Annotated in this window: 9 tRNA genes and 2 rRNA genes; all 11 read right to left on the minus strand. The window is 49.4% G+C overall.

The window, feature by feature from the left end:
- Positions 1-97 (minus strand): 16S ribosomal RNA (locus ACFQ4A_RS16425); the annotation flags it as partial.
- Positions 98-278: 181 nt separating this feature from the next.
- Positions 279-354, minus strand: a tRNA-Ala gene (locus tag ACFQ4A_RS16430).
- A gap of 4 nt (positions 355-358) precedes the next feature.
- Positions 359-435: transfer RNA gene (locus ACFQ4A_RS16435), tRNA-Pro, on the minus strand.
- Positions 436-444: 9 nt separating this feature from the next.
- Positions 445-518, minus strand: a tRNA-Arg gene (locus tag ACFQ4A_RS16440).
- A gap of 3 nt (positions 519-521) precedes the next feature.
- Positions 522-611, minus strand: a tRNA-Leu gene (locus tag ACFQ4A_RS16445).
- Between the two features lie 24 nt (positions 612-635).
- Positions 636-707 (minus strand) — tRNA-Gly (locus tag ACFQ4A_RS16450).
- Between the two features lie 22 nt (positions 708-729).
- A tRNA-Leu gene (locus ACFQ4A_RS16455) sits at positions 730-814 on the minus strand.
- Positions 815-821: 7 nt separating this feature from the next.
- Positions 822-894: transfer RNA gene (locus ACFQ4A_RS16460), tRNA-Lys, on the minus strand.
- Between the two features lie 260 nt (positions 895-1,154).
- Positions 1,155-1,230: transfer RNA gene (locus tag ACFQ4A_RS16465), tRNA-Thr, on the minus strand.
- 215 nt (positions 1,231-1,445) lie between these two features.
- Positions 1,446-1,521 (minus strand) — tRNA-Val (locus tag ACFQ4A_RS16470).
- Positions 1,522-1,532: 11 nt separating this feature from the next.
- Positions 1,533-1,648: ribosomal RNA gene (gene rrf / locus ACFQ4A_RS16475) — 5S ribosomal RNA — on the minus strand.
- Positions 1,649-1,659 lie beyond the last annotated feature (11 nt).

Genomic DNA, 1,659 nt, shown 5'->3' on the forward strand with positions numbered 1-1,659 from the left:
ACCCCCGAAGGGGATCTGCCTGCTTCCCGCGCTCGACTTGCATGTATTAGGCACGCCGCCAGCGTTCGTCCTGAGCCAAGATCAAACTCTCCAATAAAAAGTTTGCGATAAGATTGACACCGATCAACCTTATGCATATCTTAGCTTCAAAAATTGATACAGGGATTCGAGGTCTTCATCCAATCAGATCAGTGATCTGATTTCCGACCGCTTACCTGACATCTGTTTCAGGCTGGTTGTTTTGTTCAGTTTTCAAAGAGCAAACATATCATCTATTATGGTGGAGCCTAGCGGGATCGAACCGCTGACCTCCTGCGTGCAAAGCAGGCGCTCTCCCAGCTGAGCTAAGGCCCCGAGATGGTCGGGAAGACAGGATTTGAACCTGCGACCCCATGGTCCCAAACCATGTGCTCTACCAAGCTGAGCTACTTCCCGATAATATGACGCGCCCGAGAGGAGTCGAACCCCTAACCTTCTGATCCGTAGTCAGACGCTCTATCCAATTGAGCTACGGGCGCTACTGGTGCCGAGGGCCGGACTCGAACCGGCACGGTAGAAGACCTACCGCAGGATTTTAAGTCCTGTGCGTCTGCCAATTCCGCCACCCCGGCCTTGGATAGGCTTGGCAATAAAAGAGCGGAAGACGGGATTCGAACCCGCGACCCCCACCTTGGCAAGGTGGTGTTCTACCACTGAACTACTTCCGCACAAGGAATTTTAAAGGTAAAATGGTGCGGGTGGAGGGACTTGAACCCCCACGTCGCGAGACACTAGATCCTAAATCTAGCGCGTCTGCCAATTCCGCCACACCCGCAAAATGATGAGCCATGGAGGATTCGAACCTCCGACCCTCTGATTAAAAGTCAGATGCTCTGCCAACTGAGCTAATGGCTCGTGTTTTACTCTCTAACTTGTACAAATGCATTTAATCGTACTCTTCGTGTTGCATACAAATCCAGTGACGTTACATTATTCCTCGTATGCCTGCAGATAGCCTATTCAATGATGTAAAATGTTGGCTAATGACTTAATATTAAATGAATTATTTATTTTTCAAGTAGTAACGCCCGATAAGCGCACTGTTATTTCATTTGATCCGGCATCCCATAAAGTATTTATGAGGAAAACCCAAGGTTTAATTATTTTATTTAAAGTGGTGCCGGCCAGAGGAATTGAACCCCCAACCTACTGATTACAAGTCAGTTGCTCTGCCAATTGAGCTAGACCGGCGTTTGGTAATATAGTGGTTTTAATCCTATGTGTGTTATCACTTTGTGTGCTCGCAGCTTATTCGGTAGATATTTAGCTCGGTGCTCGTCGTGTTGCAAGATAGTTCGATGAAGCCGCACTCCTCGCAGGCCTGCACATGGGAGCCTAATCAGTGATGTTGGCGGCTTGCTCTTCCATTGCTCTTCCAATTGAGCTAGATCGGCAAGTCTAAAATATGGTGGAGGATGCAGGGCTCGAACCTGCGACCCCTTGCTTGTAAGGCAAGTGCTCTCCCAGCTGAGCTAATCCTCCCACACACAACCGCCTGGCGGCGTCCTACTCTCGCAGGGGTTAAACCCCAACTACCATCGGCGCTGGAGAGCTTAACTGCTGTGTTCGGCATGGGAACAGGTGTGTCCTCTCCGCTATTGCTACCAGACCGTTTAAATC

It is taken from the genome of Lentibacillus salinarum (assembly GCF_042679865.1).
Lineage (GTDB): Bacteria > Bacillota > Bacilli > Bacillales > Amphibacillaceae > Lentibacillus > Lentibacillus salinarum.